The sequence below is a fragment of the Streptomyces turgidiscabies Car8 genome, from assembly GCF_000331005.1.
GTDB lineage: Bacteria > Actinomycetota > Actinomycetes > Streptomycetales > Streptomycetaceae > Streptomyces > Streptomyces turgidiscabies.
Window position 1 is genome coordinate 1 of record NZ_AEJB01000487.1, and the last position, 847, is coordinate 847.

Here is an 847-nt window from a genome sequence, read left to right on the forward strand (position 1 = left end):
CCGTTCTTCTGCCCGCGCCTAGGCCACCCGGACGCCCACGAGGCAGGTGTCGTCGTCCGTGTCGGACTTGCTGTAGGTGAGCAGGCGGTCCAACTGCTGGTCCAGCGTGGGCGGTACGGTGCGCGCGGCCAGCAGCAACTGGGCCAGCGATTCCTCCACGGACCGGTCACGGCGTTCGATCAGGCCGTCCGTGTACATCAGCAACGTGTCGTCGACGGCGAGTTGGACCTCGTGTTCCTCGTACGTCGTGTCGGGCACGGCGCCGACCAACAGGCCCGTGATCAGGGGCAGCGGCGTCGCTTCGTTGCCGCGTACCAGGACGGGCGGCAGATGACCGGCCCTGGCCCAGCGCAGGGTGCGGCGGTCGGGGTCGTACAGGCCGCAGACTGCCGTGGCGGTGACGACTCCGGTCAGATGGTGGGCGACCATGTTGAGCCAGGACAGCAACTGGCCGGGACCGGCGCCGGTCACGGCGAGACCGCGCAGCGCGTTGCGCAGGACGACCATGCTGGTGGCCGCCTCGATGCCGTGTCCGGCGACGTCCCCGACGCACAGCAGCACCAGCCCGGACGGCAGCACCACCGCGTCGTACCAGTCGCCGCCGACCAGGTGCTGGGTCTCGGCGGGCCGGTAGCGGACGGCCACGCGCAGGCCGGGGGCCTCCAGCGGGGCCTGCGCCGGGGGCATGATCGCGTGCTGGAGCTGGAGGGTGAGCCGGTTGCGTTCGCTCGACTGCTGTTCGGAGTGGGCGAGTTGGTCGCGGGTGGCGGCGAGGGCGACCTCCGTCCAGTGGTGGGCGGAGATGTCCTGGTAGGCGCCCCGGACGACGAACAGCCGGCCGTCGGAG

At 71.5% G+C, this 847-nt stretch carries 1 protein-coding gene; it reads right to left on the reverse strand.

What is annotated here, in order from left to right:
- Positions 1-18: 18 nt before the first annotated feature.
- Positions 19-847 (reverse strand): PP2C family protein-serine/threonine phosphatase (locus STRTUCAR8_RS34965; protein WP_044473429.1); only part of this gene is annotated, 829 nt, incomplete at its 5' end.